The organism is Neptuniibacter sp. QD37_6 (assembly GCF_047778085.1).
GTDB lineage: Bacteria > Pseudomonadota > Gammaproteobacteria > Pseudomonadales > Balneatricaceae > Neptuniibacter.
The window spans coordinates 1,859,281-1,878,579 of the sequence record NZ_CP180550.1 but is presented as its reverse complement, the minus strand read 5'-3'; the positions used below and the strand labels follow the sequence as shown (position 1 = coordinate 1,878,579).

At 43.5% G+C, this 19,299-nt stretch carries 22 protein-coding genes; 19 read left to right on the top strand and 3 right to left on the bottom strand.

Annotated features, from left to right (window positions below; translation table 11 throughout):
• The first annotated feature begins 141 nt into the window (after window positions 1-141).
• Window positions 142-3,210, top strand: coding sequence for an FAD-binding and (Fe-S)-binding domain-containing protein (locus ACMXYO_RS08975; protein WP_415884805.1), 3,069 nt, complete (start codon window positions 142-144; stop codon window positions 3,208-3,210).
• Window positions 3,211-3,255: 45 nt separating this feature from the next.
• Here the strand turns inward: ACMXYO_RS08975 and ACMXYO_RS08970 are convergent, their stop codons facing one another.
• Window positions 3,256-3,852, bottom strand: coding sequence for a hypothetical protein (locus ACMXYO_RS08970; RefSeq protein ID WP_415884804.1), 597 nt, complete (start codon window positions 3,850-3,852; stop codon window positions 3,256-3,258).
• Between the two features lie 116 nt (window positions 3,853-3,968).
• Between ACMXYO_RS08970 and rraA the strand changes: the two genes are divergently transcribed.
• Entirely contained in the window at window positions 3,969-4,460 is a 492-nt protein-coding gene (gene rraA / locus ACMXYO_RS08965; RefSeq protein WP_415884803.1) for a ribonuclease E activity regulator RraA, read from the top strand.
• A 425-nt stretch (window positions 4,461-4,885) separates the two neighbouring features.
• Entirely contained in the window at window positions 4,886-5,284 is a 399-nt protein-coding gene (locus ACMXYO_RS08960) for a hemerythrin domain-containing protein (protein WP_415884802.1), read from the top strand.
• Here the strand turns inward: ACMXYO_RS08960 and ACMXYO_RS08955 are convergent.
• The gene (locus tag ACMXYO_RS08955; RefSeq protein WP_415884801.1) at window positions 5,281-5,712 is read right to left on the bottom strand and encodes an RrF2 family transcriptional regulator; all 432 of its coding nucleotides are present in this window, start codon (window positions 5,710-5,712) and stop codon (window positions 5,281-5,283) included. The two genes, ACMXYO_RS08960 and ACMXYO_RS08955, sit on opposite strands and share 4 nt — an antisense overlap.
• Before the next feature lie 171 nt (window positions 5,713-5,883).
• Between ACMXYO_RS08955 and ACMXYO_RS08950 the strand changes: the two genes are divergently transcribed.
• Both ACMXYO_RS08950 and sppA read left to right on the top strand, forming a co-directional pair.
• The gene (locus ACMXYO_RS08950; RefSeq protein WP_415884800.1) at window positions 5,884-6,543 is read left to right on the top strand and encodes an HAD-IA family hydrolase; all 660 of its coding nucleotides are present in this window, start codon (window positions 5,884-5,886) and stop codon (window positions 6,541-6,543) included.
• Window positions 6,544-6,557: 14 nt separating this feature from the next.
• On the top strand, window positions 6,558-7,616 hold the full coding sequence (gene sppA / locus ACMXYO_RS08945) for a signal peptide peptidase SppA (RefSeq protein WP_415884799.1): 1,059 nt from the start codon (window positions 6,558-6,560) through the stop codon (window positions 7,614-7,616).
• Window positions 7,617-7,693: 77 nt separating this feature from the next.
• On the opposite strand, the gene ACMXYO_RS08940 is transcribed toward sppA, so the two are convergent.
• Entirely contained in the window at window positions 7,694-8,272 is a 579-nt protein-coding gene (locus ACMXYO_RS08940; protein WP_415884798.1) for a Maf family protein, read from the bottom strand.
• 111 nt (window positions 8,273-8,383) lie between these two features.
• On the opposite strand from ACMXYO_RS08940, the gene ACMXYO_RS08935 reads away from it, so the two are divergent.
• The 14 genes from ACMXYO_RS08935 (at window position 8,384) to ACMXYO_RS08870 (ending at window position 19,278) form a co-directional block, all read left to right on the top strand.
• Entirely contained in the window at window positions 8,384-8,896 is a 513-nt protein-coding gene (locus ACMXYO_RS08935) for a YceD family protein (RefSeq protein WP_415884797.1), read from the top strand.
• Between the two features lie 23 nt (window positions 8,897-8,919).
• Entirely contained in the window at window positions 8,920-9,102 is a 183-nt protein-coding gene (rpmF, locus tag ACMXYO_RS08930) for a 50S ribosomal protein L32 (RefSeq protein ID WP_007019603.1), read from the top strand.
• Between the two features lie 2 nt (window positions 9,103-9,104).
• On the top strand, window positions 9,105-10,121 hold the full coding sequence (gene plsX / locus ACMXYO_RS08925) for a phosphate acyltransferase PlsX (protein WP_415884796.1): 1,017 nt from the start codon (window positions 9,105-9,107) through the stop codon (window positions 10,119-10,121).
• Between the two features lie 96 nt (window positions 10,122-10,217).
• Window positions 10,218-11,150, top strand: a complete 933-nt coding sequence (gene fabD / locus ACMXYO_RS08920) for an ACP S-malonyltransferase (protein ID WP_415884795.1) — start codon at window positions 10,218-10,220, stop codon at window positions 11,148-11,150.
• Between the two features lie 23 nt (window positions 11,151-11,173).
• Window positions 11,174-11,917, top strand: a complete 744-nt coding sequence (gene fabG, locus ACMXYO_RS08915) for a 3-oxoacyl-ACP reductase FabG (protein WP_415884794.1) — start codon at window positions 11,174-11,176, stop codon at window positions 11,915-11,917.
• 163 nt (window positions 11,918-12,080) lie between these two features.
• Entirely contained in the window at window positions 12,081-12,314 is a 234-nt protein-coding gene (gene acpP, locus ACMXYO_RS08910; RefSeq protein ID WP_007019607.1) for an acyl carrier protein, read from the top strand.
• A 170-nt stretch (window positions 12,315-12,484) separates the two neighbouring features.
• Entirely contained in the window at window positions 12,485-13,723 is a 1,239-nt protein-coding gene (fabF, locus tag ACMXYO_RS08905; protein ID WP_415884792.1) for a beta-ketoacyl-ACP synthase II, read from the top strand.
• Window positions 13,724-13,726: 3 nt separating this feature from the next.
• On the top strand, window positions 13,727-14,542 hold the full coding sequence (gene pabC, locus ACMXYO_RS08900; protein WP_415884790.1) for an aminodeoxychorismate lyase: 816 nt from the start codon (window positions 13,727-13,729) through the stop codon (window positions 14,540-14,542).
• Window positions 14,539-15,564, top strand: a complete 1,026-nt coding sequence (gene mltG, locus ACMXYO_RS08895; RefSeq protein ID WP_415884788.1) for an endolytic transglycosylase MltG — start codon at window positions 14,539-14,541, stop codon at window positions 15,562-15,564. The genes pabC and mltG overlap by 4 nt, the downstream gene beginning before the upstream one ends.
• Window positions 15,565-15,575: 11 nt before the next feature.
• Complete coding sequence (gene tmk / locus ACMXYO_RS08890; RefSeq protein WP_415884786.1) at window positions 15,576-16,220, top strand: dTMP kinase; 645 nt, start codon at window positions 15,576-15,578, stop codon at window positions 16,218-16,220.
• On the top strand, window positions 16,213-17,208 hold the full coding sequence (locus ACMXYO_RS08885; RefSeq protein ID WP_415884784.1) for a DNA polymerase III subunit delta': 996 nt from the start codon (window positions 16,213-16,215) through the stop codon (window positions 17,206-17,208). Before tmk ends, ACMXYO_RS08885 begins: the two co-directional genes overlap by 8 nt.
• A gap of 15 nt (window positions 17,209-17,223) precedes the next feature.
• On the top strand, window positions 17,224-17,574 hold the full coding sequence (locus ACMXYO_RS08880) for a PilZ domain-containing protein (protein ID WP_415884783.1): 351 nt from the start codon (window positions 17,224-17,226) through the stop codon (window positions 17,572-17,574).
• Between the two features lie 26 nt (window positions 17,575-17,600).
• Window positions 17,601-18,401, top strand: a complete 801-nt coding sequence (locus ACMXYO_RS08875) for a TatD family hydrolase (RefSeq protein ID WP_415884782.1) — start codon at window positions 17,601-17,603, stop codon at window positions 18,399-18,401.
• On the top strand, window positions 18,379-19,278 hold the full coding sequence (locus ACMXYO_RS08870) for a radical SAM protein (protein ID WP_415884780.1): 900 nt from the start codon (window positions 18,379-18,381) through the stop codon (window positions 19,276-19,278). The genes ACMXYO_RS08875 and ACMXYO_RS08870 overlap by 23 nt, the downstream gene beginning before the upstream one ends.
• The last annotated feature ends 21 nt before the right edge of the window (window positions 19,279-19,299 follow it).

Sequence of the window (19,299 nt, the reverse complement as noted above, 5' to 3'; positions counted from 1 at the left end):
AATTAATCTATTGAATTTTATCGTTTGATTGATAAATGATAATTCTGCATTATTGCGCCCAATATCACAAATTGAGCATTTGACTGCATGAGAGCAATTGAGCACTGTTCTTGAAGTACGGTCATTTATAGAGGCAGTATTATGATCCCTCGTCTTTCCCAAGTCGAAACTACCGAAGCTATTTACCTTCAGTTTATCGAAGCGTTACAGAAAGCGGGCTTTGCCGGCGATCTGAATCAGGATTACGCAAACCGTATCGTTCTTTCGACAGACAACAGTATCTATCAGATGCTGCCTCAAGGTGTTCTGTACCCGAAATCTACAGATGATTTGGTACTGATCGCCAAATTAGCGGATGAGTCTCGTTTTACCGAAGTAAAGTTGAGCGCGCGTGGCGGTGGTACAGGTACAAACGGTCAGTCGCTAACAGATGGCTTGATTGTTGATGTATCTAAGCACATGAACCAAGTGTTAGAGATTAATGCAGAAGAGCGTTGGGTGCGTGTTCAAGGAGGTGTGGTTAAAGACCAACTTAACCGTGCACTAAAACCTTATGGTTTCTTCTTTGCGCCTGAGCTTTCTACCAGTAACCGTGCAACAGTAGGTGGTATGATCAACACCGATGCTAGTGGTCAGGGCTCGGTCATGTACGGTAAAACCCGTGATCACGTACTGGAGTTAAATTCGGTTTTCTTGGGTGGAGAGCTTTGGAACTCTAAACCGATTTCTGATGAAGAGCTGGATGAGATTAAGCAGCGTGATGATCGTGTAGGTGAAGTCCATAGGCTGGTAGATGAGGTATTCACCAAGAAGAAAGATCTGATTGATGCCAAATTCCCTAAATTAAACCGCTGCCTCACAGGTTATGACCTTGCGCATATCCGTGATGAGGAAGGGCGTTTTAATCTAAATTCGGTACTTTGTGGTGGTGAAGGTTCTTTGGCTTTTATTGCTGAAGCTAAGTTGAATGTTCTACCAATTCCTAAGTTCGCTGCATTGGTTAACGTTAAGTATGACAGTTTTGAATCATCTTTGCGTGACGCTACAGACTTAATGGAGTGGAACCCAACATCCATAGAAACTATTGATTCTAAAGTACTTAATCTTGCGATGGGCGATATTATCTGGGACACGGTAAGTGCCTATTTCCCGCAAGAGGAAGGTGAGCCGGAGATCAGTGGTATCAACCTAGTTGAGTACACATCCGATGATGAAGAATCTCTAAAAGCCGATGTGGCGCGATTAGAAGAGCATCTTAAATCTGTTGCGGGTCAGGCTGGTAAGAGCTTTGGCTTCTCTGTTGTTTATGGTGCCGGTGAGATAAACAAAGTATGGGCAATGCGTAAAAAGGCTGTTGGCCTTCTAGGTAACGCTAAAGGTCAAGAACGTCCAATTCCATTCGTGGAAGATACTGCAGTGCCACCCGAGAACCTTGCTGACTTCATCATGGAATTCCGTAAGGTTCTGGATGATCGAGACTTAGCGTACGGTATGTTTGGTCACGTTGATGCGGGTGTACTTCATGTACGACCTGCTATCGATATGAAGGATCAGCTTCAGGAATCTTTAATCCGTGATATCACGGATGAAGTGGTAGCGCTTACTGTTAAATACAAAGGTCTGTTGTGGGGTGAGCATGGTAAAGGTGTTCGTTCTGAGTATGCACCTGAGTTCTTTGGTGAGTTGTATCCTGAGCTACAACGAATCAAAGGTGGGTTTGACCCGCGCAACCAGATGAACCCGGGTAAAATCGCTACGCCAGCAATTGATGGTGCTGAGCTGCTTAAGATCGATGCAGTGCCAACGCGTGGTCAATTTGATCGCCAGATCAGTTCAGAAACGCGTGAAGAATATAAAGAAGCAATGTTCTGTAACGGTAACGGCGCATGCTTTAACTACGATCCAAATGACGCGATGTGTCCATCATGGAAAGGTACTCGTCAGCGCATTAATTCACCCAAAGGTCGTTCTTCACTGATTCGTGAATGGTTACGCCTGATGGAGCAAAATGGTACCGATCTTGTTGAAGAAGCTAAGCGTGTTAAAGCAAGCTCCTTTATTGCTTCTCTACCAAAACGTATTAAAAACACGCTGGCGAAGAAAAAAGAAGAAGAGTACGACTTCTCACATGAAGTACATGAATCCATGATGGCATGTCTGGCGTGTAAGTCTTGTGTTGGTCAGTGTCCTATTAAGGTTAACGTTCCAGATTTCCGTGCGCGCTTTTTAGAGGTTTACTACGGTCGTTACCTGCGTCCTGCTAAAGATTATATGGTTGGCTCATTGGAATGCATGATTCCGTGGTTGTCTAAATTCCCAGCGCCATATAACTGGGCAATGCAGAACAAAGTGCTTAAGGCGATCTTCCGTAAGCATGCAGGTATGGTAGATAGCCCTACAATTTGTACAAATAGCTTGATTACTGGCATGAAAGCGCGTGGGATTGAGTTCGCTTCGCCACAGCTAATAAAGAGTTTGAGTGAAGAGCAGCGTAGCAACGCGGTAATCATCGTACAGGATGCATTTACAAGTTACTTTGAAACGCAGCTGGTGTTGGATCTTGTTGATCTGCTCTCTGGACTTGGCTTCCATGTTTTATTAGCGCCATTTAAACCAAATGGTAAGCCATTGCATGTTCATGGCTTCATGAAAGCGTTTGAAAAAGCAGCTGAATCTAACAGCGCGATGCTAAAAGAACTGGATAATACTGGCGTACCAATGATTGGTATCGATCCGTCAATGACGCTGACTTACCGTCAGGAATACGGTTATGTGATTCCGGAGAAAGATCTGCCAAAAGTTCAGTTAATTCAAGAGTGGTTGAGTAACCAAAAAGAAAAGCTGGGTGCTTTCGATTTGGCTAGCCGTTCTACCACTGAATTTAAGTTGATGGCTCATTGTACTGAGAAGACCAATGCTGCACCTAGTATTCGTATGTGGCAGCAGATCTACGAAGCTATGGGCTTGAAGCTTGATATTCAGGCGGTAGGTTGCTGTGGTATGTCGGGTACGTACGGGCATGAAACTCAGAACGTTGAGACATCCCGTGAGATCTATCAATTGAGCTGGTCTGAAGTGGTGAATAACCCAGGCAATAAAGATCGCTTACTTGTAACAGGTTATTCGTGCCGTAGTCAGGTTAAGCGCATTGATGATCAACAATTACCACACCCGATTCAGAAGCTGCTGAGCCTATTGAAGGATAAGTAATTGTCAGTTCTTACTAAAAACGCAGCTTTAAGCTGCGTTTTTTGTTTAACGGGCCTTTGTGATGTAAAGGTCTTTAAAGCCTTGTGTTTTAAGTTGTGTAGCTTTATCTAACGCTTCCGTTTTTGTCTGATATCGACCATACGAAAGGCCTAAGTAACCGTTGGTCATACTATATAGATTTAAGCTTTCGCTATTCTGAAGGCGGGTGATAGCCGTCTGTCGACTTGATTCTAATTTGTAAGCACCCAGTTGTATGGTGTATGCGTCTTTACTGTTTAAACGACGGTTTGTGCTATCAACTAATGCAAGGTTGGCATCGCGGTTATCTTTGGTGGTAGGTAAGCGAATATGTTCGATTATTTTAACATTCGTTTGGTTAGAAGCGTTTCTCTGTGTGATCGCCTCTAATGGCTTTACGGCTTTCGGGAGCTCAGATACAACTCGTGTAATTAGTGTTTCTTGCTTGTTGTCTTTCAAGATTGGAGCGGGTTGGCTAAGTGTAGGAGGGGCAGGCAGAGAGCAATTGTCAGTATCCTCAATACAAAATGTATGTTGCTTTTGGCTACACCCAACTAGAAATACAAATGTGCTGATACCTATCGTCGCTTTCAGAGAGCTCGTTTTATTAAGAATTAAACTCATTTTCAATCCTAACCCAAAATAGTAGTGCAATTGCACAATGAATCGGCGAATATACCTGCTTTAGATTTTGAGAGCATCTGTTCTTAGGTGCAGTTATCCAGTTTAAGGAGCATATTGTGGAAGATCTTTTACCAGAACTGTGTGATCAGTTCCCAGACCAGGTACAGGTTGTTGAGCCAATGTTCGGTAACTTTGGTGGTAAAGAGCGTTTCGGTGGCGAAATCGTTACTCTAAAAGCTTTTGAAGATAACTCTTTGGTTCGTGAGCAGGTTGCTCTACCTGGTGAAGGTAAAGTGCTTGTTGTCGACGGTGGTGCTTCTATGCGTCGCGCAATGCTTGGCGATATGCTTGCTGAAAAAGCAACAAAAAATGGCTGGGAAGGCATTATCATCTACGGTTGCATCCGTGATGTTAACGCAATCAGCGATCTAGACATTGGTGTACAGGCGCTAGGTTGCCACCCAATGAAGACTGAAAAGAAAGGTCTTGGTGAGCTAAACGTAGACGTTACCTTCGGTGGCGTGACATTCAAGCCGGGTCAGTATGTATATGCAGACAACAACGGCGTACTTATTTCTGCTGAAAAACTAGAGCTTTCTGAAGACTAATTCTGTTCGCGATTTTTTAAAGCCCGCTCATAGCGGGCTTTTTTGTTTTTAAAAGTTGCTCATTTGGTAAGAAATGTAAGTCTTCGCAAGTAAAACAAATGTACTCATTCCAATAATTCCCCACAAGAAAATCATTCGGCCCTCTATAGTGGCTTGCGCTTTTTTGGATACATGCCATACAGTCCAGAACTTAAATAAGATCATACCTAGCACGAGGGAGTAGACAACTAATTCTGTATTGCTCCAAATAACCATAAGTCCTCACACATAAAATGTATTTGAAATGAATTAATAAACAATATAATGTATTTTGTATCCATGTTAAAGAGGTTGACCGAAGAAAATCCAAATTGATTAAGTTTGGTGTGCTACGAATAATCTTGAGATAATTAATTTGCAAATTTTGTAGTGAGGGTAGTGAGGGCATGAAAAGAGTAGAAGCGTTAATTCCGCTAAGCCACGATCATCATAAAGCTTTGGTTACTGTTAAGCATATCAATGACTTAAGAAAAAAAGCTGATAGGGAGGTTGACGAATACTGGCAGGCTAAAAGAGAGGTTTTATACAGAGAGTTAAAGCCTCATTTCGATCAAGAAGAGCGTGCTTTATTACCATTGCTCGTAGGTGAGGGAGAGTCGCTAGCGGTTCGCCTTGTAGATGATCACAAGCAATTGTTGAGCATGTTGGGTGGAGATGATTCGAGCGTGGTAAATCGTTTTGCTGAGCTATTAAAGGAACATGTACGATTTGAAGAGCGCAACTTGTTCCCTTGGTTGGAGCTTAATTATAAGAAAGAAGAATTGGCGACAGCGATGGCGACCTAAACCGATTTTGTCGTTATTAAGCTATCACGCATCGCGTCGTTATTTAGCATATCTGCCAGTGTGTACTTTTCTAGGACTTGCATAAAGGCTTTTTGAGCATCGCCGAGTACATGCTGGAGAGTGCAGAAACCTGTTAGACGACAGTGTTGCTGTCCACAATTAATTAGCGGTTGTCTGCCTTCTGCATCGGCAACAATTTCTCCAATATTTATCTCTGCAGGAGGCTTGGCTAGTTTAATGCCGCCTTTTTTCCCGCGAAAGGTATCTAAATGTCCAGCCTTGGATAGTGCATGTACCACTTTGCGAAGGTGTTCTACAGAAATATCGTAACAACCTGCTATCTCGGCAAGCGTCACCAAACGATCATCGTTCGTAGAAACATAGAATAAAACGCGAAGGGTGTAATCTGTGAATCGACTTAATTGCATATGGACGGGCTTTTTTAAAAATGTCTGCAAAATATACGTTATGCGATTGCTACAAGGCAAGAGCTACCTTAAGAAAAGTCTAATAAGAAAGCTGTTTCATTGATCTTGACCTTTATCGGTACTTCTATATATACATAGATTCCTTTCTTATGAATTAGTTAAGAGGTTTGAGTGTACAAACTACTCATTTTTGATTGGGATGGCACAATCATCGATTCTGCCGCCAAAATCATCTCCTGCATGCAGCTAGCAGCAAAGGATAGCGGTTTTTATATTCCTACCGATGAAGAAGTTAAAAATATAATCGGGTTAGGTTTGCCTGAGGCGATTAAAATTCTGATTCCTGATGTCGATCAGGATGGGATAGAGCTGATGCGACAGAATTATGGGCGATATTTTTTAGGTAATGAATCTACGCCTTCACCACTGTTTCCTGGGGCACAAAAAAGTTTAGAGCAGATGCATAGTAAAGGTATGCGTATGGCTGTAGCGACTGGTAAGAGTCGCAAGGGTTTAAATCGTGTATTTGCTGAAACGGGGTTAGGTTATTTATTTGAATCTTCTCGCTGCGCCGATGAAACTATCTCGAAACCTCACCCTCTAATGCTAGAGGAAATTCTACAAGAAACCGGTGTTTCAGCCTCTGAGGCTGTTATGATAGGCGACACCGAATATGATTTAGAGATGGGTAAACAGGCCGGTATGGATGTTATCGCTGTCAGTTACGGTGCCCATCATTTAGACCGTTTAAAAGGTTATAACCCGGTTTTGGAAGTTCATGAGTTTCCGGAATTGGAAAATTGGTTAGAAAGTCAGGGTGTTTTTGCCTGATACAGGAGAAGTGTGTGTCTGATAATCCATGGAATGAATCTGAACAAAATGAAGCTCCAAAACAGCAGGAAGCTTCAGCAGCGACAGGAAGTAAGCTGGATCGCGCCGTTGAAAACGCGAAACAAGACGGTGCGAGTAAGAAAGAGTGGAAGTTAATTGAGAAAACCTTAAACGGTTTGTTTACAGAGCAGCGTCGGGCTCGCCGTTGGGGAATCTTTTTTAAGCTGCTGACATTTGTATATCTTTTTGCGCTATTAGGTATTTTCTTTGCCGGAAAAGATATCGCTGCTGATGTTAAGCCGCAGGTTCATACTGCGATCATTGAAGTGAAAGGTGTCATTAGTTCAGATGATGAAGCTAGTGCAGATAATATTATCTGGTCGCTGCGCGAAGCATTTAAAGAGCCAAACGCTAAAGCAGTAATTTTGCGCATTAATAGTCCTGGCGGAAGTCCAGTTCAATCGGGTTATATTTATGATGAAATTAAACGTCTACGAGCAATTTATCCTGATAAGCCTCTGTACGCTGTTATTACAGATATTGGTGCGTCGGGTGCTTATTACATTGCGGCCGCGGCAGATTATATCTATGTCGATAAGGCGAGTTTGGTTGGATCTATTGGTGTCGTAGCAGGCAGTTTTGGCTTTGTTGATCTGATGGAAAAGATCGGCGTGGAACGTCGTTTGTATACAGCGGGTGAACACAAGGCATTCTTGGACCCTTATTCTCCGAGAAATAGTGGTGAGGAAGAGTTCTGGCAAAGTGTACTAAATACAACCCATAATCAGTTTGTTGATCAGGTTCGTAAAGGCCGCGGAGATCGCCTTAAAGACGATCCAAAGCTATACACTGGTCTGGTTTGGAGTGGCGAGCAGGCAATTGAACTTGGTTTGGTTGATGCACTAGGTAGTTCTAGCTACGTTGCACGAGAAGTAATTAAAGTTGAGAAGCTGGTTGATTACTCTCCTAAGCAGGAGCCTTGGAAGCAAATTATTGATGAGTTAGGCGTAAGCTTTGCGAAAGCAATTACGGCTGAACTAGGTGTCAATACAAAGAGTCATGAGCTTCGTTAAACCCTTTGTGTGAACGAAGAATAAAAAAGGAGGGTTTAGCCCTCCTTTTTGTGTTTGATGTTTATAAGGTTGTTTTCTTATAAAACGTTTAGATCTTCTTTCTCTAACATTCTTACTAATCGGATCAAAGGTAGGCCGATAAGTGTATTCGGATCTTCGCCTTCGAGTTTGTCAAACAGTACAATGCCTAAGGCTTCAGATTTAAAACTGCCTGCGCATTTATATGGTTCTTCAGCCCGAAGGTAGTTTTCGATCATAGAAGTGGTGAGTTCTCTAAAATAAACCTTAAATGGAACAACTTCTGTTTGGCACTGGCCAGTGTCTGAGTTGAGTAAAGAAAGGCCGGTTAAAAATGTAACCGCATTACCCGATAGCTTTTGTAGTTGTTTCACAGCATTCTCATGGGTATGAGGTTTGCCTAGTATCTCGTCACCTAAAACTGCGACCTGATCCGATCCAATAATCAATGAGTTAGGTGCTTCTTCGGCAACTTTTTGTGCTTTACTAGCAGATAAACGTGCAACTAATTGCTCTGCTGATTCATTCTCTAATGCCGATTCGTCAATGTCTGGTGAAATGCATGAATACTCCAAATTTAATTTGTCCAAAATTTGGCGACGGAAGGGTGAGCTAGAGGCTAAAATTAGATTTCTCATGTGATTTTTTGACCATGAATATGCGAAGGCATAAATATTAGCGGTTTTATTGTAGAATTAAACCCCAAAGTCTTTGACAGAACGGGCTTCGGGCCCTAGAATTGCGCGCTTATGTCAAACGGTCCATTACCTAAACGAGTAGACCCGCGAAAACTTGCTGAGCGGGAAGTGCGAATCGCAGGCCAAGCTGCACTGAAGGACATGCCCAATCTTTGTCAGGCGTTAGTCGATAAAGAAGGGGAGTTTAATGTCGATCTTCAATTTGCAGTAGATGAGCAGCGAATTCGAACTCTCACAGGCAGTGCCACAGGTCATGTAACTATGACGTGTCAGCGTTGCTTGGAGTCAGTAGAGGTTGCCGTAGAGGCAGATTTTAATCTTGGAGTTGCGGCCAGTGAGGAGGCTGCTCAGCAGTTACCTCGCAGTTATGACCCCCTCATTGTTGAGGGTGAAGAGATTGAGTTACTGCCTGTTATAGAAGAAGAGTTGATTCTGAGTTTACCGCATGATGCTTATCATGATGACTGCTCTATCAATACTTCCTTCGGCGAGGCAGTGACAGAAGAAAACGAAAAACCGAATCCATTTAGTGTGTTGGCTCAGTTGAAAGCCGACAACAAATAGAAAGAACCAGGAGCTATTTAGTCATGGCAGTTCAGAAAAGTAAGAAGTCTCGTTCCCGTCGCGACATGCGTCGTTCCCACGATGCTCTGGGTAACCCGACTCTATCTGTAGAAGAAACTACCGGTGAAACTCACCGTCGTCACCACGTATCTGCTGACGGTTTTTACCGTGGTAAGCAGGTAATCAACAAGCAGGATGACGAATAAGCTTGTCAGATTACTACACCATTGCAGTTGATGTGATGGGCGGGGACTTCGGTCCCCGCGTTACTATTCCCGCCACATTCGATGCCCTAGCGCGTCATTCTCGTTTATCAGCAAAACTTATCGGTCACAGCGATGTCATTCAGCCTTTCCTTAATGGACTGAATCCTGATGTTTCTTGTCGTGTCGATGTTGTTCATGCGCCTGACACTATTTCTATGTCAGCTAAGCCATCTCAAACACTTCGTAATGGCCAGGAATCTTCAATGTACAAAGCTATTCAGCTTGTGGAAGAGGGTTCGGCTCAAGCTTGTGTGAGCGCTGGTAATACAGGTGCTTTAATGGTGCTTGGTCGGTATATTCTTAGAATGTTACCCGGCGTAGATCGTCCTGCGATTATCTCATCAGTCCCTACGGCTAAAGGCCATTGCTATCTCTTGGATTTAGGTGCGAATGTGGATTGCAGTGCAGAGCATCTGTTGCAGTTTGCGATTATGGGATCGGTGATGACGGCCGCCGTCGAGAATATTGAGAGCCCGCGTGTAGGGCTTTTGAATATCGGTCAAGAACAACTTAAGGGTAATGAGCAGGTTAAACTGGCATCGCGCTTGATTCAGGAGCAGGGTGGCTTGAACTATGTCGGTTATATTGAAGGCGATGATCTATATGCCGGTAATGCTGATGTGGTTGTTTGCGATGGTTTTGTAGGTAATATCGCGCTTAAAAGTAGCGAAGGATTAGCGCGCTTAATTAATCAAAAGGTACAGGCGAGTTTTAAGCAGGGGCTTTATAGAAAGTTTCTTGCGTTATTGGCTAGGCCAGTGCTTTCTGATTTGAAAAAGCAGATGGATCCATCGCGTCGTAATGGTGCGAGCTTACTCGGCCTGCAAGGAATAGTAATAAAAAGCCACGGATCAGCGAATCAGCAGTGCTTTGGGTATGCACTTGATCAGGCTGTGGCAGAGATAGAACAAGATATTCCACGTAAGATTTGCAGTGAAATAGAGGCAAGGCTTACCTAATACCCTCCACACAGTTTTAATTACCTATGAATGTTGTAAACTACGGCGAATGGCCTGATTCATAGGGCGTGTATTAATTGACGATTTGAGGACATCATGTCGCAAACTCTTGCTTTTGTATTTCCGGGGCAGGGCTCTCAACAAGTAGGGATGCTCTCGGAACTTGCTGAAACACATCCAGTAATTAAAAACACTTTCGCTGAAGCTTCTGAAGTTCTAGGTTACGACCTGTGGGACTTGGTTCAGAATGGCCCAGAAGAAGATCTTAATCAAACAGATAAGACTCAGCCTGCGCTTCTAACATCAGGTGTTGCTTTATGGCGTTTATGGCAGGAACAGAATGGCGCTAAACCAGCTGTTGTTGCAGGTCATAGTTTGGGTGAGTACACAGCGTTAGTTTGTGCTGGTGCAATCAGTTTTTCTGATGGTGTAAACCTAGTAAAACTGCGTGGCGAATTTATGCAACAAGCCGTGCCTGCGGGTAGTGGTGCTATGGCGGCTATTCTCGGCCTAGCAGATGATGCTATCGAGAAAGCTTGTCAAGATGCTGAGCAGGGTGAAGTGGTTTCTCCGGTAAACTACAACTGCCCAGGTCAGATTGTGATTGCAGGTGAAAAAGCTGCAGTTGATCGTGCGATCGAAAACTGTAAAGAAGCAGGCGCTAAGCGTGCAATTCCGCTTCCAGTAAGTGTTCCGTCACACTGTGCTCTAATGAAGCCTGCGGCTGAAAAGATGGCTGAAGAGTTATCTAAAATCGAAATCAGCATGCCAGAAATTGATGTGGTACAAAATGTGACTGCTTCGATTCCAGCTTCAGTTGAAGAATTAAAAGAAAATCTACTTGCTCAGTTATATAGTCCTGTACTTTGGACTAAAACAATCCAAGGTTTGGTTGAGCAAGGCTTGGAAAGCACTGTAGAGTGTGGTCCAGGTAAAGTGCTATCTGGTTTGAACAAAAAAGTTCATAAGCCTTTGAGTGTTGCAGCAATCAATGATGCTGCGGGTCTTGAAAAAGCGTTAGGTCAATAATTGTCGCGCAAGGAATTTTTTAAATGAGTATTGAAGGTAAAATTGCGCTGGTAACTGGCGCTACTCGCGGTATCGGTAAAGCGATCGCCGAAGAGCTTGGTAGTCAAGGTGCTGTGGTTGTTGGTACGGCTACAAGCGAGAAGGGCGCAGAGGCAATTTCTGCTTACCTTGCTGAAGCGGGTGTTAAGGGTGCAGGTCTAGTGCTGGATGTTGCTGATAGTGCATCAGTTGAGGCTGTACTAAAAACTGTGCAGGATGAATTTGGCACGGTTGAAGTGTTGGTTAACAATGCAGGCATTACGCGTGACAACATTTTGATGCGCATGAAAGAAGATGAGTGGGATTCTGTATTGAATACGAACCTTAACTCAATCTATCGCCTTGTTAAGGGCTGTCTACGTGGCATGACTAAGGCTCGCTGGGGTCGTATCATCAGTGTAAGCTCTGTAGTAGCATCTATGGGTAATGCTGGTCAGGCAAACTATGCTGCAGCTAAATCAGGTATGGAAGGCTTTACGCGTGCGCTAGCGCGTGAAGTGGGCTCTCGCAACATCACGGTTAACTGTGTTGCGCCTGGTTTTATCGATACAGATATGACAAGTGGATTGGCAGATGAGCATAAAGATGCGCTTAAATCTCAGATCCCAATGAATCGCTTGGGTCAACCAGAAGAAATTGCAGCCGTTGTTGGTTTTCTAGCCAGTCAAGGCGGTGGTTATGTGACTGGTGAGTCGATTCAAGTCAACGGTGGCATGTATATGGGGTAAATACCCGTATAAGGAATTGTTTTTTTCTGCTAATTGTTGATAATGTGCCGTCAGGTAGAGAATGAATTTACAATCTTGGCTTGATAAAGCCGGGATGCTTTAATAAAATTTCTTACCGCATTTCGTACTTGAATGCGGTGTTAATAAGAAGATAGGAATAGATATGAGCAACATTGAAGAGCGCGTAAAGAAGATCATCGCAGAGCAGCTAGGTGTTAAAGAAGAAGAAGTTACTCAAGAAGCTTCTTTCGTTGAAGATCTTGGCGCAGACTCTCTGGACACAGTTGAGTTGGTAATGGCTCTGGAAGAAGAATTCGAAACTGAAATTCCAGACGAAGAAGCTGAAAAAATCACTACAGTTCAGCTTGCAATCGATTACATCAACGCACACCAGTAATCGTTCGCTACAAGCAAGAATTTCGAAAAGCCGCCTATCTCTGATAGAGCGGCTTTTCTTTTGCCTGCAAATTACAAACGTTTAATGCTTTAAGCAGTTCGGTTAGAATTGGCGAATTGTTACTTTCTGATTTATGTAGAACTTCCTAGTCTGGAATATGGAGATCAAAGATGGCACGTAGACGTGTTGTGATTACCGGTATCGGTATGCTTACCCCAATTGGCAATACTGTCTCAGAAACTTGGGATAATTTACTTGCGGGTAAGAGTGGTGCTCGTCCAATCACTCACTTTGATGCTTCTCCTTTTGCAACTCAGTTTTCGGCATCTGTTCAAGACTTTGATGTTACTCAGTATATGAGTGCCAAAGAAGCACGCAAGGTGGATCTGTTTATTCAATACGGCATGGCTGCAGGTATACAGGCTATTGATGACGCGAAACTAAAAGTGACTGAATCTAATGCTCCACGTATCGGCTGTGCAATAGGCTCAGGCATTGGTGGTTTGCCAATGATCGAGAAAAACGTTGATATCCTAAATACAACGGGACCTAGGCGCGTTTCTCCATTCTTTGTACCAGGTAGTATTATCAATATGATCGGTGGCAACCTGGCGATCAAGTACGGCCTTAAGGGCCCAAATATCGCTATTACGACCGCTTGTACTACAGGTACGCACAATATTGGTCAGGCAATGCGCATGATTCAGTATGGCGATGCTGATGTTATGTTGGCTGGCGGCGCAGAAATGGCTACTACGCCATTAGGTATTGCAGGATTCTCTTCTGCGCGAGCGTTATCAACGCGCAATGATTCTCCTGAAACTGCCAGTCGTCCTTGGGATAAAGATCGTGATGGCTTTGTGCTTGGCGATGGTGCAGGCGTGCTTGTACTCGAAGAATACGAACATGCTAAAGCGCGTGGTGCTAAAATTTATTGCGAATTAGCAGGTTTTGGGATGAGTGACGATGCTTATCACATGACAGCACCGCCTGAAGACGGTGCGGGAGCAGCCTTGGCTATGCAAAACGCTATCAATGACGCTTCTGTAGCGCCTGAAGAGGTTCACTATATCAATGCTCATGGTACCTCTACGCCAGCGGGTGATATTGCAGAGTCTAATGCGGCTAAATCTGTTTTAGGTGAGGCTGCTGATAAAGTAAGAATGAGTTCGACTAAGTCTATGATCGGTCATTTATTGGGTGCGGCGGGTGCTGTTGAAGCTATTTTCTGTGCTTTAGCGATCAGAGATCAAATTGCACCGCCTACTATTAATTTAGATAACCCATCTGAAGGGTGCGATCTAAATTATGTTCCACATACCGCTCAGCCTTGTGAGATAAAAGCAGCGCTTTCTAACTCATTTGGTTTTGGCGGAACCAACGGAACCTTGGTATTCCGTCAGATCTGATTTATGACTAAGTACTGGATTAATGGCGTTTTAGCTGATCAGGTATCTATAAATGACCGCGGTCTAAGTTACGGTGATGGTTTATTTGAAACAGTTGCTGTGATCGATGGAAAGCCACACTTGTTTGATCAGCATATGGAGCGTTTACAGATTGGCTTGGATCGCCTGAAATTCCCTGAAGGGACAATAGAAGCCGTAAAGAATGATATTCAAGCTTTAAGCTTCTCCGGTAATCAAACATTAAAGCTAACAGTGACACGGGGTTTAGGTGAAAGAGGCTATAAGCTTCCTGCCACTTGTGTGCCTGCACGTATCATCAGTCTTTCGGATTCATCTGATTTTTCTCAGCAAAGAGAACAAGGTGTTTCTGTAAGGCTCTGTCAGCAGCGATTAGGTCTTAATCCTGTTTTGGCAGGGATCAAACATCTAAATAGGCTAGAGCAGGTTCTAGCAAGATCTGAGTGGTCTGATCCAGATATCGCTGAAGGTTTTGTATCCGATCTAGAAGGTAACCTTGTTGAAGGTACCATGAGTAACCTTTTTTGGGTCCAAGACGGCGTGCTCTACACACCGAAAATAGATTTAAGTGGTGTGAAAGGGGTTATGCGTGATCGCTTGCTCGTATTAGCTAACGAGCTATCAGTTGAGGTTATCGAAGGGGTATACCCTGAAATAGTACTTGAGAGTGCAGAAGAAGTTTTTATATGTAACAGTCTGATCGGTATTTGGCCGGTTATAACAATCGATGGCAAACCTTTAAGTGTCGGCCCAATCACCAGAGATCTGCAATTATTGCTATCTAAGGAAATGAGTTGTTGAAAAAAATATTAACTGTTTTATTTGTCCTTATTGGGTCGGGTGCGGCAGGGGCTTATTGGTTATGGAGTGATTACAATGCTTTCCTTAATGCATCACTTCCCGTTAAAGAGAAGACTCTTTTTGAAGTTAAAAAAGGTGGTAGTTTCAATAGGGTAGTTGCAGATCTTAAAGGAAGTTATGGTGAGGTTAATAACCATTATTTCAAGATCTACGGCCGACAATCTGGTCTGGCGAATCAGATTAAAGCCGGTGAATATGAGTTAAAAGCTGGTTTGACGCCGGTTGAATTCCTAAAGGTAATTACATCGGGCGTATCTAAAAATTATCGATTTACGATCATTGAAGGCAGTAATTTCAAAGAGATGATTCACGCGATAAGTGAGCATAAATACCTTAAAGACGATGTTAGCCATTTAAGTACAGAAGAACTTCTTAAGCAGCTCGGCGTTTCTGAAAAACACCCAGAAGGTTTGTTTCTAGCGGAGACGTTCAGTATCGAGAAGAACGGTTCAGCACTGGCGGTATTAAAGCGCTCTAACGCTATGATGCAAAAGATTTTGGAAGATGAATGGCAAAAACGCGACAGCAAACTGCCATACAAGTCATCTTATGAGGCTTTAATCATGGCTTCCATTGTTGAAAAGGAAACAGCGCGAGCAGATGAGCGTCCGATTATTTCCGGTGTGTTTGTTCGTAGATTGAATAAACGCATGCGCCTGCAAACTGACCCGACCGTTATTTACGGTATGGGAGATGATTACAACGGCAACATTCGTCGTAAAGATTTAAGAAAGCCAACGCCTTACAACACCTATGTAATACCGGCGCTACCGCCTACACCTATCGCCATGGTTGGTAGGGAAGCCATTGAAGCAGCGCTTAATCCTGCAGACGGTAAAGCGCTTTATTTTGTTGCTAAAGGCGATGGCAGTCATTATTTTTCAGCGACTTTGAAAGAGCATAACAATGCAGTTAGGCGTTATCAGCTTACGCGTCGTAAAGATTATCGCTCTTCGCCATAGGACCCAAAATTATGAATACAAGCGTTGAAGGTCGCTTTATCACTGTTGAAGGCACTGAAGGGGTTGGTAAATCAACAAATATTGAATATTTGTGCCAGCTACTACGTGACCGCGGCATAGAAATTGTTCTAACCCGTGAGCCAGGCGGGACACCGCTAGCAGAAGAGTTACGTGAACTACTTCTTTCTCCTCGTGATGAGCGTGTTAGTGAAGACACCGAGTTGTTGCTGATGTTTGCGGCGCGTACCCAGCATATCGAAAATGTGATTCGTCCTGCGCTTGAACGTGGAGCTTGGGTTATAAGCGATCGATTTACAGATGCGACTTATGCTTACCAAGGTGGCGGAAGAGATGTGGATCTTGAGCATATCGCGATGCTAGAGAGAATCGTTCAGCATGGTCTTCATCCTGATATGACATTGCTTTTGGATTTAGATGTAGAAATCGGCTTACAACGTGCTTCGCAAAGAAGTGTGCCTGATCGCTTTGAACAGGAAAAGTTGGATTTCTTCCATAAAGTTCGCAACATGTACTTATCTAGAGCAGGAGCTGAGCCTAATCGTTTTAGTGTAATTGATGCATCTAAGAGTATTCCTGAAGTACAGGCGCAAATTTTAGATGCTGTAAATACGTTTGTGGGTTCTGATAATGCCTGAACTGTTAAAGCCGTTTCCATGGTTTGATGAGCGATTTGCTCATCTAAGTCAGTTGCATGATCAAAACCGTTTGCCCCATGCATTGCTAATTCATGGCATGCCGGGTATAGGTAAAGCGGCTTTTGCAACAGCGTTTGCGCAATCTCTTCTATGTCAAAGTCCTGTGCAGGGTCGAGCATGCGGTCATTGCAAGTCATGTGACCTTAATGCTGCTGGTAGTCACCCAGATCTCTTTATTCTCTCGCCAGAAGAAGAGGGTAAGCAGTTAAAGGTTGATCAAGTTCGTGGATTAGGGGAATTCATTTACAGTACCGCACAGCAAGGTGGTTATCGTGCAGTGGTTGTTGATCCTGCCGATGCTATGAATATCGCTTCTGCCAACGCGCTTTTGAAAATGCTAGAGGAGCCAGGGGCTGACACAATTATTCTGCTGGTTACTTCTAAAATGGGCCAGGTGTTGCCGACCATTAAAAGCCGTTGTCAGCATGTGGAGTGCCATAATCCTTCTGAAGGAGACGCGATTGACTGGTTGATGGCTGCTGCTGAGATTGATGCAGAGAAGGCTAAGAGTATACTGCATATCAATCGTGGAGCACCTAAAGAGGCCTTGTCATACATAGAAAAAGGCTTAAATGAGCATCGAGCACAGCTAATTCGCGGACTTGCGGATATACTTAAACAAAGAAGAACAGCGCTTGAGGTTGCTCAATCTTGGCAAAAGCTTGATTTAGAGATGTTGCTAGGGTGGTTTTACAGTTTGTTGTCTGATGCTGCTCGTGGTTCGGTATGTCAAAGTCCTGAGTTATTAAGGCAGGATGATGCGCGTAATATGCTGAATGCAGTTGCTAAAAAAACCAACCCAGTTAAAATCTTTAAATTAGCGGATAAAGTACACGAAGAGCGCAGAGCAATAATGCATAGGCAAAACCCTAATAAGCAGTTATTGTTAGAAAATATACTATTGGAATGGGCTGCGCTGCTCAATTAAGGATAAAGGTTCAATATGGTTGCTGTACCACGTTTAAGTCATGGCATTTTGTCTTTGAATATTCAGACAAAGGAAGAGCTATACGAGGCTTACTTACCGTACATCACTAATAGCGGATTATTTATTCCTACTCTACGCTCTTATCATCTAGGCGAAGAGGTGTTTATGTTGCTTGAATTAATGGATGAAGGCGACAAAATACCGGTTACAGGGAAGGTAATTTGGGTTACCCCAAAAGGCGCACAAGGTGGTCGAACACCAGGTATTGGTATTCAACTCTCCGCTGATGATACTACCCTAGTAAACAAAATAGAGACCTATCTGGCAGGAACTTTAAACTCAGAGAAAAAAACAAACGCTCTGTAGTGTAAATCCTTCCTATCTAAATATTTATGTTCATCGATTCTCACTGTCATTTGGACAGGTTAGACCTGTCTCCGTACGATAATAATTTTTCTGATATGCTTCAGGCCGCCTTTGACCGTAAGGTTGATGCGATGCTTTGTGTATCTATCGCAATGTCGCAATTTCCTTCAATGTATGAGCTTATTAAGCCGTATGAAAAGGTATTCGCTTCGGTTGGGATTCATCCCTTATCCGCTGCTGAAGAGCAAGTGAGTGTTCAGGAGCTAATTGAGCATGCCTCTCAGCCGAGAGTTATCGCTATTGGTGAAACGGGTCTGGACTATTACTATCAAACAGATACTAAAGAGGCTCAGCAGAAAAGTTTTGAGACTCATCTTGTCTCTGCAGGCGAATTAAAGCTTCCTGTTATTGTTCATACGCGTGATGCGCGCCAAGATACACTGGATATGATTAAGGCTCATGGCAATCAAGAATCTGGTGGAGTGCTGCACTGTTTTACAGAAAGCTTGGATATGGCTAAAGCTGCCTTAGATATGAACTACTATATTTCATTCTCTGGCATCACTACGTTCCGCAATGCCAGTGAGTTACGTGATGTAGTTAAGGAGATACCTTTAGAGCGAATCCTTATCGAGACTGATGCGCCATATCTAGCACCGGTGCCGCATCGTGGTAAGAAAAATGAGCCTAAGTACGTGGTTGAAGTAGCTCAGTGTATTGCGGATCTTAAGGGTGTCTCCATTGATGTAGTTGCTCAGCAAACTACCGATAATTTCTACCGACTTTTTAATAAGGCGGATCAGAATGTTTCAATATCCTCCAATTAATTACATCGAACCTGTTTTTAGGCCGCCAAGTGAAGCTCAGTCGCTTATCCTGCAGGTAACGAATGGCTGTAGTTGGAACAAGTGCACGTACTGTGAAATGTATCGTGCACCACAAAAAAAATTCCGCCCTAAATCTATTGCTGATATCACTGAAGAAGTCATTCGTTGTAGTGCCGCGCTAGGCGCTGTTAGAAAGGTGTTTCTCGCTGATGGCGACGCAATGGCTTTGTCATTTAAGCGTTTGAAAGAGATCTTACTGGTCATCAAAGAGTATCTTCCAAGCGTTTCTAGAGTTTCTGCATATTGCTTACCTCGTAATCTCCTAAATATCACCGTTGAAGAGTTATCTGAGTTACGTGAATTAGGCTTGTCACTTCTGTACGTAGGTGCTGAGAGCGGTAATGATGAGATTCTTGAGAAGATTGAGAAGGGTGAAACCTTCGAGACGACCAAGGATGCTCTGCTTAAGATTAAAGCGGCCGGCATCAAATCTTCCGTAATGATCATTAATGGTATGGGCGGATCAAGATACTCCCACCAGCATGCGATTGACTCGGCACGATTGGTCAATGCCGTTCAACCAGATTACCTGGCGACTTTGGTGTTGTTTTTCCATGAAAGTGAGGCTGAATTTGTAAAGTCGTTTGGTGATGATTTCGAGTTCTGCAACCAACGTCAGTTGATCGAAGAGATGCAAACCTTTATTAGTCATCTTGATTTGGGCAAGACTATTTTTAGGAGCGATCATGCCTCGAATTATCTTGTGCTCAAAGGGGTGTTGGGGCGCGATAAAGAGAAGCTGCTTACAATGATTGACGGTGCATTAAATTCAGAAAGCAGTGTGTTTCTCCGTTCTGAATCCAGTCGTGGCCTATAAAAAATAGTTCTTCGGTTTATT

Coding starts and splice junctions, on each gene's coding strand:
- ACMXYO_RS08870 (WP_415884780.1), top strand. CDS start 18,379: ATGTTTCAATATCCTCCAATTAATTACATCGAACCTGTTTTTAGGCCG.
- fabF (WP_415884792.1), top strand. CDS start 12,485: ATGGCACGTAGACGTGTTGTGATTACCGGTATCGGTATGCTTACCCCA.
- ACMXYO_RS08885 (WP_415884784.1), top strand. CDS start 16,213: ATGCCTGAACTGTTAAAGCCGTTTCCATGGTTTGATGAGCGATTTGCT.
- ACMXYO_RS08970 (WP_415884804.1), bottom strand. CDS start 3,852: ATGAGTTTAATTCTTAATAAAACGAGCTCTCTGAAAGCGACGATAGGT.
- ACMXYO_RS08880 (WP_415884783.1), top strand. CDS start 17,224: ATGGTTGCTGTACCACGTTTAAGTCATGGCATTTTGTCTTTGAATATT.
- ACMXYO_RS08975 (WP_415884805.1), top strand. CDS start 142: ATGATCCCTCGTCTTTCCCAAGTCGAAACTACCGAAGCTATTTACCTT.
- acpP (WP_007019607.1), top strand. CDS start 12,081: ATGAGCAACATTGAAGAGCGCGTAAAGAAGATCATCGCAGAGCAGCTA.
- ACMXYO_RS08935 (WP_415884797.1), top strand. CDS start 8,384: ATGTCAAACGGTCCATTACCTAAACGAGTAGACCCGCGAAAACTTGCT.
- ACMXYO_RS08955 (WP_415884801.1), bottom strand. CDS start 5,712: ATGCAATTAAGTCGATTCACAGATTACACCCTTCGCGTTTTATTCTAT.
- fabG (WP_415884794.1), top strand. CDS start 11,174: ATGAGTATTGAAGGTAAAATTGCGCTGGTAACTGGCGCTACTCGCGGT.
- ACMXYO_RS08875 (WP_415884782.1), top strand. CDS start 17,601: ATGTTCATCGATTCTCACTGTCATTTGGACAGGTTAGACCTGTCTCCG.
- rpmF (WP_007019603.1), top strand. CDS start 8,920: ATGGCAGTTCAGAAAAGTAAGAAGTCTCGTTCCCGTCGCGACATGCGT.
- ACMXYO_RS08940 (WP_415884798.1), bottom strand. CDS start 8,272: ATGAGAAATCTAATTTTAGCCTCTAGCTCACCCTTCCGTCGCCAAATT.
- pabC (WP_415884790.1), top strand. CDS start 13,727: ATGACTAAGTACTGGATTAATGGCGTTTTAGCTGATCAGGTATCTATA.
- tmk (WP_415884786.1), top strand. CDS start 15,576: ATGAATACAAGCGTTGAAGGTCGCTTTATCACTGTTGAAGGCACTGAA.
- ACMXYO_RS08960 (WP_415884802.1), top strand. CDS start 4,886: ATGAAAAGAGTAGAAGCGTTAATTCCGCTAAGCCACGATCATCATAAA.
- fabD (WP_415884795.1), top strand. CDS start 10,218: ATGTCGCAAACTCTTGCTTTTGTATTTCCGGGGCAGGGCTCTCAACAA.